19 protein-coding genes are annotated in these 20,997 nt (G+C 40.6%); 15 read left to right on the top strand and 4 right to left on the bottom strand.

The annotated features are described in order from the left end of the window. Positions 1 to 291: 291 nt before the first annotated feature. The 7 genes from D9X91_RS09915 to D9X91_RS09885 all read left to right on the top strand — a co-directional run bounded on the left by D9X91_RS09915 (position 292) and on the right by D9X91_RS09885 (position 8,808). Positions 292 to 2,040: an ABC transporter ATP-binding protein gene (locus D9X91_RS09915; protein WP_121680449.1), complete on the top strand. Its 1,749-nt coding sequence runs from the start codon at positions 292 to 294 to the stop codon at positions 2,038 to 2,040. A 10-nt stretch (positions 2,041 to 2,050) separates the two neighbouring features. Beyond that, a complete protein-coding gene (locus D9X91_RS09910; RefSeq protein ID WP_121680448.1) occupies positions 2,051 to 3,886 on the top strand; it encodes an ABC transporter ATP-binding protein in 1,836 nt (611 codons plus the stop codon). A 105-nt stretch (positions 3,887 to 3,991) separates the two neighbouring features. After that, positions 3,992 to 4,882: a DUF4349 domain-containing protein gene (locus D9X91_RS09905; protein WP_121680447.1), complete on the top strand. Its 891-nt coding sequence runs from the start codon at positions 3,992 to 3,994 to the stop codon at positions 4,880 to 4,882. A gap of 195 nt (positions 4,883 to 5,077) precedes the next feature. After that, a complete protein-coding gene (locus tag D9X91_RS09900) occupies positions 5,078 to 6,415 on the top strand; it encodes a cytochrome ubiquinol oxidase subunit I (RefSeq protein ID WP_121680446.1) in 1,338 nt (445 codons plus the stop codon). Positions 6,416 to 6,439: 24 nt separating this feature from the next. After that, positions 6,440 to 7,453 (top strand): cytochrome d ubiquinol oxidase subunit II, encoded by a 1,014-nt coding sequence (locus D9X91_RS09895; RefSeq protein ID WP_121680445.1) that lies wholly within the window; start codon positions 6,440 to 6,442, stop codon positions 7,451 to 7,453. 66 nt (positions 7,454 to 7,519) lie between these two features. Beyond that, a complete protein-coding gene (locus D9X91_RS09890) occupies positions 7,520 to 8,185 on the top strand; it encodes a potassium channel family protein (protein ID WP_121680444.1) in 666 nt (221 codons plus the stop codon). Between the two features lie 62 nt (positions 8,186 to 8,247). Further along, a complete protein-coding gene (locus tag D9X91_RS09885) occupies positions 8,248 to 8,808 on the top strand; it encodes a GNAT family N-acetyltransferase (RefSeq protein ID WP_121680443.1) in 561 nt (186 codons plus the stop codon). 69 nt (positions 8,809 to 8,877) lie between these two features. Here D9X91_RS09885 and rnjA read toward each other — a convergent pair whose 3' ends face one another. Together rnjA and D9X91_RS09875 are read right to left on the bottom strand one after the other, a co-directional pair. Then, entirely contained in the window at positions 8,878 to 10,545 is a 1,668-nt protein-coding gene (gene rnjA / locus D9X91_RS09880) for a ribonuclease J1 (protein ID WP_121680442.1), read from the bottom strand. Between the two features lie 7 nt (positions 10,546 to 10,552). Then, positions 10,553 to 10,762, bottom strand: a complete 210-nt coding sequence (locus D9X91_RS09875; protein WP_121680441.1) for a DNA-dependent RNA polymerase subunit epsilon — start codon at positions 10,760 to 10,762, stop codon at positions 10,553 to 10,555. 536 nt (positions 10,763 to 11,298) lie between these two features. Between D9X91_RS09875 and D9X91_RS09870 the strand changes: the two genes are divergently transcribed. Next, a complete protein-coding gene (locus D9X91_RS09870; protein WP_121680440.1) occupies positions 11,299 to 12,069 on the top strand; it encodes a Cof-type HAD-IIB family hydrolase in 771 nt (256 codons plus the stop codon). A gap of 58 nt (positions 12,070 to 12,127) precedes the next feature. Here the strand turns inward: D9X91_RS09870 and def are convergent, their stop codons facing one another. Beyond that, positions 12,128 to 12,682: a peptide deformylase gene (def, locus tag D9X91_RS09865; RefSeq protein ID WP_121680439.1), complete on the bottom strand. Its 555-nt coding sequence runs from the start codon at positions 12,680 to 12,682 to the stop codon at positions 12,128 to 12,130. A 258-nt stretch (positions 12,683 to 12,940) separates the two neighbouring features. Here def and D9X91_RS09860 point away from each other — a divergent pair, with 258 nt between their 5' ends. From D9X91_RS09860 to lpdA, 5 genes are all read left to right on the top strand, one after another. After that, the gene (locus D9X91_RS09860; protein WP_158598274.1) at positions 12,941 to 13,594 is read left to right on the top strand and encodes a YkyA family protein; all 654 of its coding nucleotides are present in this window, start codon (positions 12,941 to 12,943) and stop codon (positions 13,592 to 13,594) included. Positions 13,595 to 14,057: 463 nt separating this feature from the next. Then, complete coding sequence (gene pdhA, locus D9X91_RS09855) at positions 14,058 to 15,173, top strand: pyruvate dehydrogenase (acetyl-transferring) E1 component subunit alpha (protein ID WP_121680464.1); 1,116 nt, start codon at positions 14,058 to 14,060, stop codon at positions 15,171 to 15,173. A 3-nt stretch (positions 15,174 to 15,176) separates the two neighbouring features. Beyond that, positions 15,177 to 16,154, top strand: coding sequence for an alpha-ketoacid dehydrogenase subunit beta (locus D9X91_RS09850; RefSeq protein ID WP_121680437.1), 978 nt, complete (start codon positions 15,177 to 15,179; stop codon positions 16,152 to 16,154). A 78-nt stretch (positions 16,155 to 16,232) separates the two neighbouring features. Then, positions 16,233 to 17,585, top strand: coding sequence for a dihydrolipoamide acetyltransferase family protein (locus tag D9X91_RS09845; RefSeq protein ID WP_121680436.1), 1,353 nt, complete (start codon positions 16,233 to 16,235; stop codon positions 17,583 to 17,585). 4 nt (positions 17,586 to 17,589) lie between these two features. Then, positions 17,590 to 18,999 carry a dihydrolipoyl dehydrogenase gene (gene lpdA, locus D9X91_RS09840; protein ID WP_121680435.1) on the top strand — a complete coding sequence of 470 codons (1,410 nt, stop codon included), beginning with the start codon at positions 17,590 to 17,592 and terminating at the stop codon, positions 18,997 to 18,999. 47 nt (positions 19,000 to 19,046) lie between these two features. Here lpdA and D9X91_RS09835 read toward each other — a convergent pair whose 3' ends face one another. Beyond that, positions 19,047 to 19,322: a hypothetical protein gene (locus D9X91_RS09835; RefSeq protein WP_148709063.1), complete on the bottom strand. Its 276-nt coding sequence runs from the start codon at positions 19,320 to 19,322 to the stop codon at positions 19,047 to 19,049. Between the two features lie 309 nt (positions 19,323 to 19,631). Here D9X91_RS09835 and D9X91_RS09830 point away from each other — a divergent pair, with 309 nt between their 5' ends. Both D9X91_RS09830 and D9X91_RS09825 read left to right on the top strand, forming a co-directional pair. Further along, positions 19,632 to 19,898 carry a hypothetical protein gene (locus D9X91_RS09830; RefSeq protein WP_121680433.1) on the top strand — a complete coding sequence of 89 codons (267 nt, stop codon included), beginning with the start codon at positions 19,632 to 19,634 and terminating at the stop codon, positions 19,896 to 19,898. Positions 19,899 to 19,987: 89 nt separating this feature from the next. Further along, positions 19,988 to 20,875: a polysaccharide deacetylase family protein gene (locus tag D9X91_RS09825; protein WP_121680432.1), complete on the top strand. Its 888-nt coding sequence runs from the start codon at positions 19,988 to 19,990 to the stop codon at positions 20,873 to 20,875. The last annotated feature ends 122 nt before the right edge of the window (positions 20,876 to 20,997 follow it).

The raw sequence follows: 20,997 nt of genomic DNA, 5'->3' as shown, positions 1-20,997 counted from the left end.
GGGTTCACATATTGGATAAGGGTGAAGCAAAATTCACATCACCCCAACATTTGACGTTGAACCCTTTTTTTGGCATCGGACATATTTGATGAAAAGTGCACAAATTTTACGAAAACCACCTTTTTCCAACTAAAGTTGTAGAAGGGGTCATTCAAACAAAGTAGACAGAATTCATTCATAATAATAATTTTTTAAAAAATTCGTAAAAAAACTGGTAAATTATTTCGAAACTCGATATATTTAATATTACGTTCAAATTGTTTTGCTTCATGGGGAGGAGGATTTTTTTCAATGGAAACATTTAAAAAGTTAAAAGAGTTTTATTGGCCTTACAAAAAATATTTCATCACATCCATGGTTTTCCTTTTATTTGTAACCGGTATCACCGTCATTTATCCGATGATTCTTCAAGTCACAATCGATGATGTGATTTTAAAAGGGAAATACGATTGGATCCCATATTTGGCACTGGGCTTTATCGGGATCATGATCGTAAAAGGGATCGCCACTTTCATCAATCAATACACTGGTGACTTGTTTGGCATCACTTCTGTCTACAACTTAAGAAATGCCCTGTACAAAAAGCTCCAATATTTACCATATTGCTATTATGACAACGCCAAGACAGGGGACTTGATGTCGAGGCTGACAGCTGATGTTGAAGGCTTCAGATTTTTCTTATCATATGGGTTTTCGGAGCTGCTTCGCTTTGTTTTATTAATTGGCATCAGTTTCTCTGTCATGTTTTACTATTCGGTATCTCTGACGCTTGTCACAATCGTTTCACTGCCGTTTCTTGCCATTACTGTTTATAAATTCGATAAAGCCGTCCATCCTGCTTTTCGCAGCATCCGTAAATCATTCGGAAAGCTGAATACGAATGTACAGGAAAATATAAGCGGTATCAATACCGTTAAATCTTTATCAAGGGAAGATTTTCAAATCGGAAAATTCAATACATCCAATGGAAGCTATAAGGATCAGTACATTTTCACTTCCGTCATCTGGGCCAAATACTTTCCGCTGATGGAGTTTTTAGGGAATTTTTGCGTCATCGGCATGCTGGGCTACGGGGGGTATCTGGTGATCCATGGAGAATTAATGCCAGGCGAACTGGTGGCATTTTACAGTTTGGTAGGGTACCTGATCTTTCCTATCATGAATCTCGGATTTGTCATCAATATGTTTTCCCAATCCAAGGCATCTGGTGAAAGACTTCTTGAAATATTGGAAGCAGATGAAGAAATCGTCGATTCCGAGGACGCTGTATATAAAGATAGATTGAAAGGGAAAGTGGAATTTAAGAATGTCACGCTGAAGTATACAGAAGAGGATAAAGCGGCATTGAAGGGTATTTCTTTTGAGGCTGCACCGGGCAGGGTAATCGGATTGATCGGCTCTACCGGCTCAGGAAAAACAAGCATCACCCAGCTCATTACCAGGTTCTATGAACCAAGTGAAGGGGAAGTCCTTGTGGATGGTATAGCTGTCCGTGATTATAGCTTAAAATCATTAAGAAAAAATATTGGGTTCGTCCTTCAAGAATCCTTCTTATTTTCATCAACGATAAAATCGAATATTTCCTATGGCAGACCGGATGCCGCGATGGAGGATATCATCGATGCTGCCAAAAGAGCGGATGCCCATGAATTCATTATGGATCTGCCAGATGGATACGATACGATGCTTGGCGAAAGGGGAATGGGGCTTTCTGGAGGTCAGAAACAACGAATTGCCATTGCTCGCGCCATTTGTACCGATCCGAGCATATTAATTTTAGACGACGCAACAAGTGCGGTTGATATGGAGACGGAATTCAAAATTCAAAAGGCCTTGAAGGAAGTCATGCAGGGAAGGACAACTTTCATCATAGCCCATCGAATATCCTCTCTGAAGCATGCGGATGAAATCCTTGTACTTGAGGATGGGGAAATCGTCGAAAGAGGCAAGCATGAATTCCTCCTTGAAAACAATGGACCATATCAGCGGATTTACGATATCCAATATAAAGATCGAAAAATGATCATGCAAACAGGGTGAGGTGAAAGAAGTGAAAAGCAAGAAACAAGATTCCAAGATAAATTCGAATGTACTTGAGAGATTCCATTATTCCACTGATCAAGTGATCGAAAAACCATTTAACTGGGCACAAATGTGGAGATTGTTGGCATATTTAAAACCATATTCAAAAAAATTGCTCCCCGGCTCGATTATCGTCGTACTTATTACGACTGCTGTCAGATTGATGATTCCTTCATTAATCGGAGTTTATGTTCTCGATAAAGCAATCTCCCATAAGGATTCAGGCTTGCTCATCACGTTGACGGCTGTTATTGGTGGATTGTATCTAATATCTTATATTGCGAACTATTTCAGGATAAAATGGATGAACACTCTGGGGCAGAGTGTAATCTATGATTTGAGAAGACATCTTTTTACACATGTTCAAAATTTGTCCCATCGTTTTTTTGATCAGCGTTCTGCAGGATCTATTCTTGTGCGGATCATGAATGATATCAATTCCCTTCAAGAACTGTTTACAAATGGTGTCATCAATTTATTGATGGATATGCTCCTCCTAGTCGGAATCGTATTTATATTATTTTCGCTTTCTCCGCAATTGACGTTGGCGGTGATGATCATTTTACCGATTATGTTCTTTATTTCTACGAGTTTAAGAAGGAATATTCGACGCTCCTGGCAGAATGTAAGGCTGAAGCAGTCAAAGCTTAATTCGCATTTGAATGAGAGCATCCAAGGAATCAGGGTGACTCAATCATTTACACAGGAGAAGGAAAACCGCCAATTTTTTAATGGAATCAATAATGAAAGCTATTTGGCCTGGAAGACGGCCACCAAAAAAAATGCAATGTTCCGGCCGCTGGTTGAATTGACAAATGCTGTAGGTACAGCGGTATTGATTTGGTTTGGAGCCCATTTGATTCAATCGGGAACAAACCTCTCGCTTGGTGAATTTGTTTCGTTTGCCTTTTATTTAGGAATGTTCTGGGAGCCTATTTCCAGGCTTGGCCAAGTTTACAATCAACTATTGATGGGGATGGCGTCATCAGAGAGAATATTTGAGTTCCTTGATGAGGAGCCGATCGTTTCAGAAAAGGAAAATCCTGTCCGACTAACTGAGGTAAACGGGCATATCGAGTTCGATCAGGTTGAATTTTCCTATGATGATAAGCGAAAAGCTCTGAAGGGGATCAGCCTCGAAATGAAAGCAGGGCAAACCATTGCATTGGTCGGCCATACTGGATCAGGGAAGACGACCATCGCTAATCTGATCAGCAGATTTTATGATCCGACAGCGGGAAGTGTAAAAATAGATGGACATGATTTACAGGATGTCTCCTTGAAAAATGTCAGGGAAAAAATCAGCGTCGTCCTTCAAGATACCTTTATTTTCTCCGGGACGATTAATGAAAATATTCGCTTCGGACGACCAGATGCCTCTGATGAAGAAATAAGAAAAGCAGCAGAAGCGATCGGGGCTCACCATTTCATAGAAAACCTCCCAAATGGTTATGAAACGGAAGTTGAGGAGAGGGGAAATATCCTATCAGTCGGAGAAAGGCAGCTTCTGTCTTTTGCCCGAGCCCTTCTTGCGGACCCAAGCATTATCATTTTGGATGAAGCTACAGCAAGCATTGATACAGAAACGGAAATGCAAATTCAAAATGCCCTTAAGACATTATTGAACGGTAGGACCGCCATTATCATTGCCCATCGCTTATCCACCATCCGAAATGCAGATAACATATTCGTCCTGGATCACGGGAATATCATAGAACAAGGAAGCCATGATGAACTTATGGAATTAAAAGGAGAATACTATCAATTAGTCAAAGCACAATTCAAGATGCTTGAAGCGATTTGATTTGTTAAAAACTCAGCACCTGGTCTAAATGATCGGGCTGCTGAGTTTTTTTGTAACCAACTCTTACAGATTACCGTCATACACTAAAAAACTTTGGAGGGTCATATGAAAAAAATCCTTACCGTCATCATTTTGTGTGCATCTTTGGCGAGTATATCTGCTTGCAGTTCAAATCAAGACAGTAAGAGTTCGAATGAAGATCGTGCGGCAAGCTCCAGTACTGAGATTGCACAAAAAAATGTACAATCGATGAAAGGGAATTCAAATCCTGCCGCTGATACTCAAAACCAAGCTGATGCAGCTCAAAAATTTCAACAGAGGAAGGTGATCTATACAGCAAATTTGGTAATTGAAGTGAAGGATTATCGAAAAATGCTAGGAGCTTTGGAGCAAAGGGCGAAGGACTTTGGTGGATATATCGTTCAATCCGCCATCCACAAGCAGCAGTCTGATCAGCTGCGCGGGGAAATGACTTTTAGGGTGCCGCAAGAAAAATTTCAAGCATTTCTGGACTACACGGAAAATGGAGCGGCTAAAGTGGAAGAAAGGAATGTAAGCGGTCAGGATGTCACGGAAGAATATGTGGATATCACCGCAAGGCTGAAGGCTAAAAAAGTGGTGGAAGCAAGATTATTAAGCTTTATGGAAAAAGCGGATAAAACGGAAGACTTATTGAAGATTTCCGACGATCTTGCCCGCGTACAGGAGGAGATAGAAAGTATTGAAGGGAGGAAAAAATATTTAGAAAATCAATCCGAATTGGCGACTGTAAATATAACAATGGTGGAAAATAAAATTTCAATCCCCGATATTGAGAAGGATAACGGGAGTCTTTGGTTAAAAATAAAAAAACAATTTATCACGAGTACAAATATCATGTTGAAAATACTTTCGTCACTACTAGTATTCGTTCTGGGAAATATCTTAATATTCCTCATTATAGCGTTGGCCTTGATCCCGATTTATCTTTACATTAAAAAGAAAATTCAACAGTGATCACTTCAAGCTATCACTAATATGGACAAAAATGATAAAAAGCAGCGGGATGAATCTCGGTGCTCTTTATTTTTTATTGTTTGTGAAAAATGTCACAAAATGTACATTGTTCATCACTTCACAAACTTAATGGAAGGTTTTACAATGGACTAACAGTGATAAATATACAAAAAGAAACGTTAGGGGGACGAAATGATGACACTCGACCATGTAATGCTCAGCAGGATGCTGACATCCCTTACTTTGGCATTTCATATCATATTCGCAACCATTGGAGTCGGAATTCCTGTCATGGTTTCGATTGCTGAATTCATCGGCATTAAAAAGAATGACAGCCACTATATTCTTCTCGCAAGAAGATGGGCAAGGGGATTTACGATTACAGTGGCCGTTGGAGTGGTGACAGGGACCTGCATCGGACTACAGCTTTCCATGCTTTGGCCGAGCTTCATGAAAGTTGCCGGACAAGTGATTGCCCTTCCGTTGTTCATGGAGACTTTTGCTTTTTTCTTTGAAGCGATTTTCTTAGGGATTTATTTATATACATGGGATCGATTTAAAAACAAATGGCTTCATTGGCTTCTTACCATCCCTATCATGATCGGATCTTCTGCATCAGCGTTATTCATTACGACAGTCAATGCATTTATGAATACTCCGCAGGGCTTTGAATTGAAAAATGGAAAAGCTGTCAACATCGATCCGATTGCTGCGATGTTGAATCCGGCTACACCTTCCAAAGTGCTGCATGTCATTACATCATCTTATATGACATCCGCTTTGGTATTGGCCGCGATAACGGCCATATTGATCCTTAAGGGCAAGCGTAGTGAATATTATAAAAAGGCTTTGCGCCTGACGGTTGCAGCATCGCTGATTTTCTCTATAGGTACTGCCTTGGCAGGGGACATTTCAGCCAAGTTCTTGGCGGAAGTCCAGCCTGAGAAGCTTGCTGCGGCGGAATGGCATTTTGAAACAGAAAAGGATGCTGATTTGATCCTGTTTGGAACTTTGGATGAACATAATCAAATCAAAAATGAAATTAGAATTCCCAAAATGCTCAGCTTTCTTGCAGGCAGTTCTTTTGATACCAAAGTAATAGGGTTGGATGAATTCCCTAAGGATGAACAGCCGCCTCTTTGGATCCATTACATGTTCGACCTGATGGTTTCAATCGGCTCATTTGCCATTTTCATCACCTTCTTGTTTCTGATTTCATGGAAGGCAGAACGGTTTAATGAATGGTCCAAGCCGTTATTATGGGGGGTTGCAATCACAGGACCGCTTTCGATGCTTGCCATAGAATTTGGTTGGATCTACGCAGAAGTAGGCAGACAGCCCTGGATCTTAAGAGGATATATCAAAGTGGCTCAAGCTGCAACGACAGGAGAGGGAGTAGGCCTGACATTTATAATGTTTGCCATTCTCTATCTTGTGTTGGCGATCCTTACCTGTGTCGTCCTGATCAAAATGTTCCGACGAAAACCGGCTGAAACGGAGCTTGAACAGCGTTTTCAAATCAAGGCATCATAATTTAGACGGAGGGAGGAATGTAAAATGAGTTTGGAAGTTTTGGGAATAACGGTTTTATGGCTGTTTTTATATGGCTATCTCATAGTGGCATCGATTGATTTCGGAGCAGGTTTCTTTGCATTTTACGGGAAATTATCAAAAAAGGATCATATCATGAACGATTTGATCAGCCGCTATCTTTCCCCGGTTTGGGAAGTGACAAACGTGTTTTTTGTGTTTTTCTTTGTCGGGCTTGTAGGGTTCTTTCCTGATACCGCCTATTATTATGGAACTGCCCTATTGATTCCAGGAAGCATTGCGTTGATCCTGCTTGCGATACGGGGCTCATTTTATGCTTTTGGAAATTACGGTTCCAAGAATAATATTTTTTATCTGTTTCTATATGGCGGAACTGGCCTATTAATTCCTGCTGCGTTGTCAACCGCATTGACGATTTCTGAAGGAGGGTATTTAAAGAAAGATCATGACCGAGTGATTTTTTTAGTTGGAAAATTGTTTTCCAGTCCTTATTCATGGAGTGTGGTATTATTATCAATCGTTTCTGTCTTATTCATCAGTGCAGCTTTTCTGACCTATTATGCTGATCGTGCCGGAGATGTCCGAGCGAGGGAAGTCTTAAGGAAGTTTGCGTTGTTCTGGAGTCCACCCACGATATTGGCTAGTTTTCTTGTCTTTGTATCTCTAAGGGAGCATAATCCGGAGCATTTTCGTCAAACCCTGCAGGTGTGGTGGATGTTTGGCTTATCCCTAGTATTCTTTTTTATTGCATCCTATTTCATCTATAAAAAGAAGAATTATGGAATTGCATTTATATCGGTAATGCTGCAATTTTTTACTGCATTTTTTGGATATGGCATTTCCCATCTTCCTTATATTTTATATCCCTTTGTCACGATTCATGAAAGTGTGACGAATGAAACAATGGGAACGGCATTAGTCGTGGTGTTCATTGCGGGTTTACTGCTGCTAATCCCTTCACTATACTTATTGATGAGACTGTTTTTATTCGATGCGGATTACGTTCAGGGCAAAAAGTAATTTTCCGAATAAAACAGGTTATGCTACAATAAATAGGTACTATCTGCTAAAAGTGGAGGAGTCAATGTGAAAAAAGAATTTGTAGTGATTGGGTTGGGCCGATTCGGCGGAAGCATCTGCCGGGCTTTATCAGATCAAGATATGGAAGTTATGGCCATTGATAAGGATGAAGATCGTGTCAATGAATATGCTACGATCGCATCCCATGCAGTGGTGGCGGATACCACAGATGAAGCGACGTTGAAAAGCTTGGGAATCAGAAATTTTGATCATGTTATTGTTGCGATAGGCGATGATATACAATCAAGCATTTTGACTACATTGATGCTTAAGGAGATTGGTGTCAATAACATTACGGTCAAAGCGCAAAATGACTATCATGAAAAGGTCCTAAGGAAAATTGGGGCTGATCATGTCGTTCATCCGGAAAGAGATATGGGCAAAAGAATCGCTCATAATATCATTTCGAATAGTGTATTGGATTATTTGGAGTTATCCGATGAGCACAGCATCGTTGAAATTGCCGCAAACAACCATTTATTATCCGGTAAATCATTAATTGATCTGGACGTTCGCGCGAGGTATGGCTTGAACATTGTTGCCATCAAACGAGGAAACGACATCATCGTATCACCTCAGGCAAATGAGGTCATACACCATGAAGATATTTTGATTGTGATCGGAGCCGACACTGATATTAATCGTTTTGAAAAAAAAGCCATGTCATCTTAATGAGAAACCGAACCTCTTAGTCTTGCATCAGATTAAGAGGTTTTTTCTTAGGGGGAATGTAATTGATTGTAAAGCGTGATTCAATTTTGGTAAGAGAACTTGAAGAAAAGGATGTCTATCTCTTATCAAAATGGCTGTCCGATCCTGCCGTTCTTCAATATTACGAGGGAAGGGACCGCCCACATAACCAAGAAATGATTTATGAACATTATTATTCCCGTGAAAGGGATTTGACTGGATGCATCATCGAATATAACCAAAAGGAAATCGGATACCTTCAATTCTACCCTTTATCGAACCATGAAAAAGCAGAATACGGGTATGGTGAACAAGAAAAATTGTTCGGGATGGATCAATTCATTGGGGAACCAGAGTATTGGAATAGGGGGATTGGGACAAAGTTGATCCGCATGATGATTTCTCATATTAAGGATTGCCACCATCCTCAAAAATTGATCATGGATCCGCAGGAGTGGAATGAACGAGCGCTGCGCTGTTATGAAAAATGCGGCTTTCGAAGAGTTAAACTAATGCCCAAACATGAATTTCATGAAGGTGAACTGCGAAATTGCTGGCTGATTGAATATGTATTTGATCAACCTGAAAAAAATAATGGAATGTAAAAGCAGGGGGATAAGAAGAAAATGTAAAACGAGCGGGAAAACCATTTCCCGCTCGTTTTTAATGTTCTATTATACCTCCATGATGATCGGAAGGATCATAGGACGGCGTTTTGTTTTTTCATATAGGAATGGAGCGAGTGTATCTGTAATCTCGTTTTTAATTTCGGACCACTGTGAAGTTTTCCGTTCCATTACCTTATTTAAGTGTTTATTGATTAAGTTTTGAGCTTCATTGATCAAGTCTCCGGATTCTCTCATATATACAAATCCACGAGAAATGATATCAGGACCTGCAGCGATTCTGAATTCTTTCATATTAATGCTGACAACTACAATGACAAGGCCTTCTTCTGAGAGAATGCGGCGGTCGCGCAATACAATGTTTCCTATATCGCCGATTCCGCTACCGTCTATATAAACGGAACCGGATGGGATTTTTCCTGCCACTTGAGCAGAATCGTCGCTTAGTGCCAATACTTCGCCATTATCCATGATGAAGCAGTTGTCAGGTTCAACTCCGCAATCCACCGCATGCTGGGCATGCATCCTTTGCATTCTGAATTCACCGTGGATCGGCATGAAGAATTTCGGTCTCATCAACCGCAGCATTAATTTTTGCTCTTCCTGGCCGCCATGGCCGGAAGTGTGTATGTCATTCAAAGAGCCGTGAATGACTTCAGCTCCTGCTTTGAACAGCATGTTGATGGTACGGTTTACGCTGATCGTATTGCCTGGGATCGGTGAGGAAGAAAATACGACGGTATCACCAGGCTGAATTTGAATTTGGCGATGTGTACCGTTTGCAATTCTTGAAAGCGCGGCCATCGGTTCTCCCTGACTACCGGTACAAAGAATGGTCACCTTGTTGGCAGGCAATCGGTTGATTTGATTCGCTTCAATAAAAGTATCTTTTGGACAATTAATATAGCCAAGCTCATGTCCGATGCGTATGGCTGCTTCCATGCTCCGGCCGAATACGGCAACTTTCCGCCCATTTTGAACGGCAGATTCGACTACCTGCTGCAGACGGTGGATGTTGGAGGCGAAGGTAGCGAAAATAACGCGGCCATCCACTTTGCGGAAGATGTCCTGAATGCTTTCGCCAACTCGGCGTTCCGACATCGTGAAATTAGGGACTTCACTATTGGTGCTGTCAGAAAGCAAGCAAAGTACGCCTTCTTTACCGATTTCAGCCATTTTAGTCAGATTTGCAGGTTCTCCTACCGGTGTAAAATCAAATTTGAAATCACCGGTATGAACGACATTGCCTGGTGGGGTTTTAACAACGATCCCATAACTGTCAGGGATGCTGTGAGTCGTGCGGAAGAAAGTGACCGATGTCTTTCGGAACTTGATAATATCGTCTTCCTTGATTTCATAAAGTTTTGTCTGTCTCAATAGTCCATGCTCTTCAAGTTTGTTTTTGATCAGGCCTAGGGCAAGCTTGCCTCCATAAATGGGAATATTCACTTCGCGAAGAAGGTAGGGGATTCCTCCTATATGGTCTTCGTGTCCGTGTGTAACGAAAAGCCCTTTGATTTTGTCGATGTTTTTGGCTAAGTAAGTATAATCCGGTATTACGTAGTCAATTCCCAGCAATTCATCTTCAGGAAACTTAATTCCTGCATCGATTAAGATGATTTCATCTTGGAATTGTACGCCATAAGTGTTTTTTCCGATTTCGCCTAGTCCGCCTAATGCGAAAACTGCTGTTTGGTCATTTTTTACAAATTTCATATTCTAATCATATCTCCAATACTTTAAAATCTTCACTTTGTTTTTCATACTCAATGTGCGCATCTTCCAACTTCTGAACGAACTCAATATTGATGGAACGGTCCTTTAATTTTAGGCGTACATCGCGTTCAGAGTCAGCTTGTACATATAGAGTATTTGTTTTCTCCCTCACCGGGACTTCCATTTTGCTATCTTGATAAAATACTTTAAAAATCATTTTTTTCTCTCTCCTTACTCCGTAATCAAAAATGTCACTTGTTCTATTATATAAAAAGTTAGCAACTTTTTCATGTATTTTCACCAGAAGATTAAGATAGACTTGTTAAAACAGTCTATTTCAATGGGCAGATTTTTGTATTCCATACTGTTATATCCAATTTTAAGCTGATTGAATCAATAATTGGAATAAAAGAAATGAATAAAGAATAAGCCCTCCAATGGAAGGCTACATGTTTCTAAGCTATTGTTTTTTTTCTAAGAAGATCTTTCCATTGCTTGAGCAGCTTTTTACGGAGTCTCTTTAGCATTTTAAATCACTCCTTAATTCTATTCTAATCGATTCTTGTCCAAAGTGAAAGGTGCCATTTCTCGTTCCGGTATAATTTTGTTTATTTCTAGTATATGAAAACTTTTGCAGAGTTATCATGGTGATTGCTGGAAATAAAGAACGTGTGATAATAATTGACATTGGCTTTCTTTCAAGATAGGGTAATCAAAGTGAGAGATTACACGATTAAGAAGGAGTTAAACGCAATGAATAAAATGGTGTTTTTTGATATAGATGGGACTTTATTGGACCACGATAAAAATCTGCCGGCATCAACGAAAAAAGCTGTTCAAATGCTGAAGGATAAGGGCATTTTCGTGGCCATTGCAACAGGAAGAGCTCCGTTTATGTATGAATCCTTGCGGAAAGAGCTGGATATCGATTCATTTGTTAGCTTTAACGGACAATATGTTGTATTTGAAAACGAAGTCATCTATAAAAACCCTTTGAAAACAGAAGATTTGGAAGTGCTGGCTGCACACAGCGGCGAAAAAGGGCATCCACTCGTACATTTGACAGATCACACGATGAAAGCCAACCATAAGCACCATCCTTTTATCGAAGAAAGCATGGGAAGTTTGAAAATGGTACACCCGGAATACGAACCTGAATTTTATCAAGAAAATGAGATTTATCAAAGCCTATTATTTTGTGGGCATCCTGAGGAGCATTATTACCGGGATCAATTCAACCAGTTTAAGTTGATCAGATGGCATGACTATTCAGTTGATATCCTTCCTCGCGGCGGCTCCAAAGCGGAAGGGATCAAGCAAATGATCTCCAGGGTTGGCCTTGAGTTCAAGGATGTTTATGCCTTCGGCGATGGATTCAATGATGTTGAGATGCTTGAATCTGTCGGCACAGGTGTGGCGATGGGGAACGCTCATCCATCCGTGAAGGAATTCGCTGATCATGTTACCGAAGATGTAGCTCAGGAAGGGATTTATAAAGGGTTGAAAAAGTTGGAGCTAATATAATTAAGAAAGCGGCGCAATCGTTTCGATGATTGCGCCGCTTCTTTTGTATCCATTTTTTTTACCTTTCAATCGGCAAGGCGTTTTCAGGCTCCTTGAAAGGATCGTTCTGATCGATATAGTCATAAAACATGATGCCGTTGAGATGATCAATTTCATGCTGGAAAACGATGGCGGCGTAACCCTTTAAACGGAGCTTGACTTCATTGCCATCGACGTCAAAGCCCTTCAAAGTGATACGGGCATACCTCGGGACATATCCTGGAACCGCTCGATCGACGGAGAGGCACCCTTCACCGGAAGTTAAATAAGCTTTCTCAACGGAGTGGCTGACAATCTTTGGATTGAATAGCGCATAGCTATAAAGGGTTCCACTCGGATCAACTGTATGGACTGCCAGCATTCGTTTTGAAACATTTATTTGGGGAGCCGCAAGACCAACCCCGCCTCTCAGCCCGTATTTTTGGGATATCTCGGGATCCTGGCTGTTTTGAATGTATTCCAATAAACTCAATAATATTTCTTTGTCTTCCTGTGAAGGAGGCATTGATACTTCCTCGGCTACCTTTCTCAAAGTGGGATGCCCCTCACGAATTATATCTTTCATCGTGATCATTCACGTTCCTCCTATTCAATTGTTGCTATGAGCTTAGTCTATCAAATGGGGTGAAAAAAGTTAACTGCCTTTATCAAGCAGATGAAATTGGTTCTACTAAAATTGAAAATAGTCATATTTGCTAGAAGCCCTTCATAGAATGGTGCAAATGGGACAAAGGTTATTCGACAATGATTTCCAATAATGGATATGAGTATTGTAAAACATTTACTCCAGCATTATAGTAGTAAATGTCAAGATGAGTTAGGGGGATACAAAGTGTCGAAATTCCGCATAATTTTCTTAGTATCTATGGTCATGTTCTTATTATCGGGCTGTTTCAATCAAAAAACACCAGAAGAAGAAATCTATCAGAACTTGGAAAAAACCGTTCAGGACGAAAAGGATTTTCAAGAACAGCAGCAGCCACTGACGGAATTAGAAAAACAGGAAAAAGAGATTTTTGATAAAATAATGGACTTGGGTATGAAGAATTATAATGAAATCGTATCATTATCCGACGAAGCCCTCGGCAATTTGAAGAGTCGAAGGGAAAAAATGGGCAAGGAACAAGATTCGATTAAAAAATCTAAAGCAGATTTTGAGAAAGCAAAACCATACATAAAACGCATGGATGACAAAAAATTAAAAAAACAGGCCGATCAGCTGATAAATACAATGGAAGCGAGATTTTCAGCACATGATTTATTATATGAAAATTATATTAATGGATTGAACGCAGATCAGAAATTATATGAAATGTTCAAGGATAAAAACTTATCACTTGAAGACCTGGAAGCTCAAATTAAAGAAATAAACGATGATTATAAAGAAATTTTCAAAGCGAATGAAGAATTCAATAAAAAAACAGAACAATATAACAAAGAGAAAGTACAATTCTATCAATCGGCAGGAATCGAAATTAAGAAGTGAATCATTTGTGCAGTAGAAACCAAGCTATGTCTTGGTTTTTTTTATTGTTCTGTACTGTATAACAGATGAAAGCGAAATTTAATTTTTATAGTACAGATTCATTTCTGGGGTTAATACAGTTTTTGTAACAAGTGATTCACTTTGGAAGATGTTTTTCTGAAAAAGTAATGTTTTTGTTGAGTTTCCTGATTGACTAAAGGTTTTTTGTTGTTGTAAACTTAAGGACGGAGATAGAAAAGGTGTATTAATCCTTTTGATGAAATTGATTGATACAGTTTTTTTACAAAGTTTTTATGTTCATTTAATACGTTTTTAAGATAGTCATTTGTGGAAAACTATATCTATCTGTGTGTATTAAGTGAACTAAGCATAATTGGAATGTGGTAGTCATTTCAAATTTTGGGTAACCTACATTTGTATGTAATTCGATTTTATTTTATAGGAGAAAGGATAGGTGACTTCAATGGCTTCTAAAACAAAGAAGGCACAATTCGATGCGAAAAAAACGCTCGAAATGATTGAAGAACAATTTGAGATGTTCCAGATCTTGAATGAAGAAGGCAAGGTCGTAAACGAGGCAGCAATGCCGGAATTATCTGATGAACAATTACAAGAATTAATGCGCCGTATGGTTTATACACGCATATTGGATCAACGCTCTATCTCTTTAAACCGCCAAGGACGTCTTGGTTTCTATGCTCCAACAGCAGGACAGGAAGCTTCCCAAATCGCTTCTCATTACGCGTTGGAAAAAGAGGACTGGATTCTGCCTGGGTACCGTGATGTGCCTCAGATCGTATGGCATGGATTACCTTTATACCAAGCATTCTTATTCTCCCGCGGACACTTCCAAGGAAATCAAATGCCTGAAGGCGTGAATGCATTGGCTCCGCAAATCATCATCGGTGCTCAATACATCCAAACAGCCGGTGTTGCACTTGGACTTAAGAAGCGCGGGAAAAAAGCGGTCGCAATTACATATACTGGCGACGGCGGATCATCTCAAGGGGATTTCTATGAAGGAATCAACTTCGCAGGTGCATACCAAGCTCCGGCAATCTTTGTTGTACAAAACAACCAGTTTGCAATTTCCACTCCACGCGATAAGCAAACAGCTGGTAAAACAATTGCACAAAAAGCAGTTGCAGCTGGTATCCCTGGAATTTTAGTCGATGGAATGGATCCGTTGGCGGTGTATGCGGCAGTGAAGGATGCCCGTGAACGTGCAGTCAATGGAGAAGGCCCATCATTGATTGAAACGCTTTGCTATCGCTATGGACCACATACAATGGCGGGGGATGACCCAACACGCTATCGTTCATCCGAACAGGACACTGAATGGGAAAAGAAAGATCCATTGGTTCGTTTCCGTACATTCTTAGAAGCTAAAGGCTTATGGAATGAAGAAAAAGAAAACGAAGTCATTGAACAAGCTAAAGAAGATATTAAAGAAGGAATCAAAAAAGCCGACGCTGCTCCAAAACAAAAAGTAACGGATTTAATGGCAAACATGTATGAAGAAATGCCTTACAACTTAAAAGAGCAGTTTGAAATATACAAAGAAAAGGAGTCGAAGTAAGCCATGGCGCAAATGACAATGATTCAAGCCATCACTGATGCGTTGCGCACAGAATTGAAGAACGACGAAAACGTTCTAGTATTCGGTGAAGACGTAGGTGTCAACGGCGGGGTATTCCGTGCGACAGAAGGTCTACAAAAAGAATTTGGTGAAGATCGAGTATTCGATACACCTCTTGCAGAATCAGGTATCGGCGGTTTAGCAATCGGATTGGCTTTGGAAGGGTATCGTCCTGTTCCTGAAATCCAATTCTTCGGATTTGTATATGAAGTAATGGATTCAGTGAGTGGCCAAATCGCTCGTATGCGCTATCGCTCCGGCGGCCGCTACACAGCACCGATTACAATTCGTTCTCCTTTCGGCGGCGGTGTTCATACACCAGAATTGCATGCGGACAGTTTAGAAGGATTGATGGCTCAACAGCCCGGTTTGAAAGTGGTAATCCCATCAACTCCATATGATGCGAAAGGACTTTTGATTTCTGCAATCCGCGACAACGATCCGGTTGTATACTTGGAGCACATGAAATTATACCGTTCTTTCCGTCAAGAGGTTCCTGAAGAGGAATATACGATTGAAATCGGAAAAGCAGATGTTAAGCGAGAAGGTAAAGATTTATCAATCATCACATACGGTGCGATGGTTCACGAATCCTTAAAAGCTGCTGACGAGCTTGAGAAGGATGGACATTCTGTTGAAGTAATCGATCTTCGTACTGTCAGCCCGATCGACATCGAAACAATCATTGCATCAGTCGAGAAGACAAACCGTGCAATCGTTGTTCAAGAGGCACAAAAACAAGCTGGAATCGCAGCAAATGTCGTTGCTGAAATCAATGACCGTGCAATTCTAAGCCTTGAAGCGCCTGTATTGCGTGTTGCAGCACCAGATACTGTATTCCCATTCTCTCAAGCGGAAGCAGTTTGGCTGCCAAACCATAAAGACATTATCGAAACAGCAAAGAAAGCTTTAAATTTCTAATACTATCTTAATTCAGGGGAGAGGGAATGCCCTCCCCTATCTATATTCAAACGATAAAAAACAGGAGGTTGAATACCATTGTCATTCCAATTTAGATTACCAGACATCGGTGAAGGTATACATGAAGGCGAAATCGTAAAATGGTTTGTAAAGCCCGGCGATAAGGTTGATGAAGATGATGTATTGTGCGAAGTGCAAAATGACAAGGCAGTTGTCGAAATCCCATCACCAGTAGCAGGTACAGTTGAAGAATTATTAGTGGACGAAGGTTCTGTGGCTGTAGTTGGAGACATCCTTGTTAAATTTGATGCACCAGGCTATGAGGATTTGAAATTCAAAGGCGATCATAGTGATGAAGAGCCGCAAAAAGAAGAAAAAACAGAAGCCCAGGTTCAAGCAACTGCAGAAGGCGGCCAAAAGGTAGAAAAAGAAGCGGCTCCAGAGGATTCCAACAACGAAGCGACAGGTGCGGGTGCCCAGGAACAGCAAGATGTAGATCCAGACCGCCGCATCATCGCTATGCCATCAGTACGCAAATATGCGCGTGAAAAAGGCATTGAAATCACTCAAGTAGCTGGTTCAGGCAAAAATGGCCGCATCCTTAAGGAAGACATCGATGCATTTGCGAATGGTGATGTAAAAGCACCTGCTAAAGAAGAACAAAAAGCAGCGGCACCTGATGCGAAAGAAGAAAAAGCTCCAGCAGCAGCGGCGATCCCTGAAGGAGAATTCCCTGAAACACGTGAAAAAATGAGCGGAATCCGTAAAGCGATCGCAAAAGCAATGGTGAATTCTAAGCACACTGCACCTCACGTTACTTTGATGGATGAAGTGGATGTAACAGAGCTTTGGGCACACCGCAAGAAATTCAAGGATATTGCAGCTGAAAGAGGCGTGAAACTTACATTCTTGCCATATGTAGTGAAAGCATTGACAAGTGCCCTTCGCGAATACCCAGTTCTTAATACGTCCATTGACGATGCAGCAGGCGAAATCGTTCAGAAGCATTACTTCAACATTGGTATTGCTGCAGATACGGATAAAGGATTATTGGTCCCTGTCGTGAAGAATGCAGACCGTAAATCAATGTTTGCAGTTTCTAATGAAATCAATGAGCTTGCCGGCAAAGCACGCGACGGCAAACTTGCTCCAGCAGAGATGAAAGGTGCTTCATGCACAATCACGAATATCGGGTCTGCAGGCGGCCAATGGTTTACGCCGGTAATCAACCATCCAGAGGTTGCAATTCTTGGTATTGGACGCATTGCACAAAAACCTGTTGTTAAAAATGGTGAAATTGTAGCAGCACCTGTGTTAGCATTATCATTGAGCTTCGATCACCGCATCATCGACGGAGCAACTGCTCAACATGCTCTTAACCACATTAAGACTCTGTTGAACGACCCAGAATTATTACTAATGGAGGCGTAAAACAATGGTAGTAGGAGATTTCCCAATTGAAACAGATACTATTGTCATCGGTGCTGGCCCTGGCGGATATGTAGCGGCGATCCGTGCAGCACAACTTGGACAAAAAGTAACAATCGTAGAAAAAGAATATATGGGCGGCGTTTGCTTGAATGTTGGATGTATTCCATCAAAAGCATTGATCACAGCCGGCCACCGATTTGAACAAGCGTTGCATTCTGAAGACATGGGTATTGTTGCAGAAAACGTAAAATTGAACTTTGAAAAAGTCCAAGAATGGAAAGGCTCTGTCGTCAAAAAATTAACTGGCGGCGTTGAAGGCCTTCTTAAAGGAAATAAAGTCGATATCGTTCGCGGCGAAGCATACTTTGTGGATGAAAACAGCATCCGTGTAATGGATGAAAATTCCGCTCAAACGTATACATTCAAAAACGCGATCATTGCAACGGGTTCCCGTCCAATCGAGATCCCTAACTTCAAATTCTCTGAGCGTGTAATTGATTCCACTGGAGCATTGGCGCTAAAAGAAGTTCCTAAGAAAATGGTCGTCATCGGCGGCGGCTACATCGGTACTGAGCTAAGCTCTGCCTATGCAAACCTGGGAACAGAAATTACAATCCTAGAAGGTGCTGACGAAATTCTTGGCGGCTTCGAAAAACAAATGTCTTCACTAGTTAAACGCAACTTGAAGAAAAAAGGTGTCAATGTCATTACGAAAGCAATGGCAAAAAGCTCTGAAGTTACAGACAACGGCGTAGTTGTCACTTATGAAGCAGGCGGCAAAGAAGAAAAAATCGAAGCTGACTACGTTCTTGTTACAGTAGGACGCAGACCAAATACAGACGAACTTGGCCTTGACCAAGTTGGAATCAAAATGACGGATCGCGGGCTTATTGAAATTGATAAGCAGTGCCGTACAAATGTTTCCAACATCTTTGCAATCGGTGATATCGTTCAAGGACCACCATTGGCACATAAAGCATCCTACGAAGGAAAGATTGCTGCCGAAGCAATTTCTGGTGAACCTTCAGAAATCGACTACTTGGGCATTCCAGCAGTGTGCTTCACTGAGCCTGAACTTGCTACAGTAGGTTACGATGAAGCAACTGCAAAAGCAGAAGGTATTGAAATCACTGCAGCGAAATTCCCATTTGCTGCAAATGGACGTGCATTGGCATTGAACAGCTCCGATGGTTTCATGAAAATGATCACACGCAAGGAAGACGGCTTGGTCATCGGCGCTCAAATTGCCGGATCCGGTGCATCTGATATGATCGCTGAGCTTGGCCTGGCGATCGAAGCAGGCATGACTGCTGAAGACATCGCGATGACAATCCATGCTCATCCAACACTTGGTGAGATCACTATGGAAACAGCGGAAGTTGCTCTTGGCAACCCGATCCATATTGTAAAATAATTCAAATTTTAAGGACTGGCCAATTTGGCCAGTCCTTTTTTGTTGCATTATTTAATTTTATCCAAAGTTTTTGAAACATGTCGGACAATTTCTTTTTTTGATCGGTCTCCATTGACTTTAAGCACTACCTTTTGATGGTACATGATCACCAAAGTGGGATAGTCTTTTACTGAAACTTGCGTTTGTCGATCTTTTGGCGTCATGATCAGCATGTCCCTAAAATCATCAGGATATTTTCTTTTTAAATCAATAAGGGCATCATAATAGGCTATCTCATCTTGGTAGTGCTCCCCATCGGAAAAGAAGATAATTTGCTTTTTCATTGAACTGATCCCCTTGGACTGAACAACCTCTTCCTCACAACCAGATAAAAGCAGTACGAAGGATATTACAGCTGCAAATGATATCATTCTCATGAAAGATGCCTCACTTTGATATAAAGTCTTATGAAATCCCTGTGCTTAAATTACTCATATTTTATCATAGGAAATGTTATCCCAATTTGAAGTCACTGAAATGTTACAAAAATGAAAAATATCCGATATGGAAATTACGTTTTAATCATAAAATAATAGTGAATAGGAGCATTAATCCAAAAGAAATGATGTCATTTAATATGTGGTGATAATAATATGAAAAGCTATATAGCGTTTTTGGTCCAATTGATGGTTTGGAGCAGCTTTACATTAGTTGAATGGCTTTCCAAACATGATCATAAAGAATATAAAATACTTATGTTTGCCGTTTTCTTTTATTTGGCTTTCATCATTGCCCGTGCCATCGTGAAATCAAGAAAAAGGACGCTGATCATCACGTTGGTGAGTTTAAGCATCTATGCATCATTTCACATTATTCTGCAAAATTATCTCGCACTTCCAATACTTTCTATCCATTTATAAAAAGGTTCTCCAATACCCAAGATTTGTTTGTTAAAATAATATAAAACTTACTATTTTAACAAAAACTGTGAAATGGAAAGGAGAACTTCATGAAACCCCTGCTTATCCTTATCCTCTCAGCTTTAATACTTTCAGCCTGCTCAAGCCCTATATTAAAGCATACAGAAAAGGGCATCGGGGAAGCCGACCGGAGTCAACAAAAAACGAATGAATCAAAGGAAACGAAAAAGAGTGAGAAAGAGGATTCCTCTGATCAAACAACTACGGCTGGAGTGGATAAACAAACTGATACAAGTAAGAACGCAAAACCGGTGAATCTTGCGCCGAAATATAGGATCAATGATAAGAATTGGAGCATTCAGCCCATTGGGGATGCAGAGCCTAAAGCGGTTTTGTTGACGATTGATGATGCTCCCGATCATTATGCCCTGCAAATGGCAAAAACGTTAAAAAAGCTGAATGTGAATGCTATCTTTTTTGTAAACGGACATTTCCTGCAAACGCCTGAAAAGAAAAGGATATTAAAGGAAATCTATGATATGGGATTTATGATCGGCAATCATACTTACAGTCATAGCAATTTGAATGATCTTACTCCCGCAAAACAAAAAGAGGAGATTTTATCAGTAAATCGACTCGTTCAACAAATTACCGGGGAAAAACCAAAATTTTTCAGGGCCCCCTTCGGAGAAAATACAGAGGTAAGCCGAAAAATCGCAGCCGAAGAAAAGATGAAGTTGATGAATTGGTCATACGGGTATGACTGGGTTAAGCAATATGAGGATGAAAAGAAAATAGCCGATATTATGGTCAATTCACCTTATTTGTATAATGGGGCAAACCTTTTGATGCATGATCGGGAATGGACGAATGCTGCCCTTGAAAAAATCGTGGAAGGATTGAGGTCGAAGGGATACAAAATCATTGATCCCCGCTCTATCGAAACCTATGATAATCAAAGTAAAGAGAATAGCTGATATTAGTTGATTCAAGGAGAAAACGGCCTAAAACAACAAGCAGTGAATGGCCTTGAGCCGATTCCCTGCTTGTTATTTTCGTAAGCTAAAAGCTAAAATAACTTTCTTCGCTACATGTCATT

It is taken from the genome of Falsibacillus albus (assembly GCF_003668575.1).
GTDB classification, from domain to species: domain Bacteria; phylum Bacillota; class Bacilli; order Bacillales; family DSM-25281; genus Falsibacillus; species Falsibacillus albus.
Note: the sequence above shows the minus strand (reverse complement) of the source record. Positions and strands in the feature narration are given on the sequence as shown.

What these genes read in the sequence shown, in the direction of transcription:
- D9X91_RS09915 (WP_121680449.1), top strand. Translation starts at nt 292, where the DNA reads ATGGAAACATTTAAAAAGTTAAAAGAGTTTTATTGGCCTTACAAAAAA.
- D9X91_RS09905 (WP_121680447.1), top strand. Translation starts at nt 3,992, where the DNA reads ATGAAAAAAATCCTTACCGTCATCATTTTGTGTGCATCTTTGGCGAGT.
- D9X91_RS09900 (WP_121680446.1), top strand. Translation starts at nt 5,078, where the DNA reads ATGACACTCGACCATGTAATGCTCAGCAGGATGCTGACATCCCTTACT.
- D9X91_RS09895 (WP_121680445.1), top strand. Translation starts at nt 6,440, where the DNA reads ATGAGTTTGGAAGTTTTGGGAATAACGGTTTTATGGCTGTTTTTATAT.
- rnjA (WP_121680442.1), bottom strand. Translation starts at nt 10,545, where the DNA reads ATGAAATTTGTAAAAAATGACCAAACAGCAGTTTTCGCATTAGGCGGA.
- D9X91_RS09875 (WP_121680441.1), bottom strand. Translation starts at nt 10,762, where the DNA reads ATGATTTTTAAAGTATTTTATCAAGATAGCAAAATGGAAGTCCCGGTG.
- D9X91_RS09870 (WP_121680440.1), top strand. Translation starts at nt 11,299, where the DNA reads ATGAATAAAATGGTGTTTTTTGATATAGATGGGACTTTATTGGACCAC.
- def (WP_121680439.1), bottom strand. Translation starts at nt 12,682, where the DNA reads ATGATCACGATGAAAGATATAATTCGTGAGGGGCATCCCACTTTGAGA.
- pdhA (WP_121680464.1), top strand. Translation starts at nt 14,058, where the DNA reads ATGGCTTCTAAAACAAAGAAGGCACAATTCGATGCGAAAAAAACGCTC.
- D9X91_RS09850 (WP_121680437.1), top strand. Translation starts at nt 15,177, where the DNA reads ATGGCGCAAATGACAATGATTCAAGCCATCACTGATGCGTTGCGCACA.
- lpdA (WP_121680435.1), top strand. Translation starts at nt 17,590, where the DNA reads ATGGTAGTAGGAGATTTCCCAATTGAAACAGATACTATTGTCATCGGT.
- D9X91_RS09835 (WP_148709063.1), bottom strand. Translation starts at nt 19,322, where the DNA reads ATGAAAAAGCAAATTATCTTCTTTTCCGATGGGGAGCACTACCAAGAT.
- D9X91_RS09830 (WP_121680433.1), top strand. Translation starts at nt 19,632, where the DNA reads ATGAAAAGCTATATAGCGTTTTTGGTCCAATTGATGGTTTGGAGCAGC.
- D9X91_RS09825 (WP_121680432.1), top strand. Translation starts at nt 19,988, where the DNA reads ATGAAACCCCTGCTTATCCTTATCCTCTCAGCTTTAATACTTTCAGCC.